This window comes from Streptantibioticus ferralitis, from assembly GCF_029223525.1.
Taxonomy (GTDB): domain Bacteria; phylum Actinomycetota; class Actinomycetes; order Streptomycetales; family Streptomycetaceae; genus Streptantibioticus_A; species Streptantibioticus_A ferralitis.
This window is the reverse complement of the sequence record NZ_JARHTQ010000102.1, coordinates 1-645: the sequence shown is the minus strand read 5'-3', so window position 1 is coordinate 645 and position 645 is coordinate 1. Positions and strand designations below refer to the sequence as shown.

At 63.9% G+C, this 645-nt stretch carries 2 protein-coding genes; both read left to right on the top strand.

Annotated elements, in window-relative coordinates; all coding sequences use genetic code 11:
• Positions 1 to 110: 110 nt before the first annotated feature.
• Positions 111 to 335 carry a hypothetical protein gene (locus tag P2L57_RS39865; protein WP_275823502.1) on the top strand — a complete coding sequence of 75 codons (225 nt, stop codon included), beginning with the start codon at positions 111 to 113 and terminating at the stop codon, positions 333 to 335.
• Between the two features lie 39 nt (positions 336 to 374).
• Positions 375 to 645 (top strand): integrase (locus P2L57_RS39860; RefSeq protein WP_275823324.1); only part of this gene is annotated, 271 nt, incomplete at its 3' end.

Sequence of the window (645 nt, the reverse complement as noted above, 5' to 3'; positions counted from 1 at the left end):
CCAGTCCTCCACGGGAATCACCCTTCCCTCCTGACCTTGATCACCAAGGCCAAGAATCAGATGAAAATCCACAAAAGGGTCAGGATTGACACGCTGTCAAAGGGTCAGATTTGGACCGTCGTCGAGAACTCCTGGCGTGCGACTTCTTCGAGGCTGTCACACTCACCGGCGCGCGACTGCACGTGCTGACGGTGATTGAGCAGGCCAGTCGCCGGATTCGGATCCTGGGCACGACCGCCCACCCGAACGCGGCCTGGGTCACCCAGACGGCGCGGAACCTGATCACGGATCTGGAGGACGCCCGTAGCGCTTCAAAACTGCTTCACCGCTGCTGACCTGGGCGTTGTCCCCACGGTCGGGCATGATCAGTCCTCGTGCTCATACGGATGATCTACCTGCTCGCCACGCGGACCTTCGCGTGGCTCGCTCTGCCATGCCGGTCTACCGCGGCCAAGAACGCCGAGATACTCATCCTGCGCCACGAGGTCACAGTGCTACGCAGACAGGTCACGGCGCCGAAGCCCGACTGGCCGGATCGGGCGCTGCTGGCCGCCCTCGCCCGACTCCTGCCCCAGCGACTCCACGGCCACCGGATCGTCTCGCCACATACCCTGCTCGCCTGGCATCGGCGCCTGACCAAGCAGA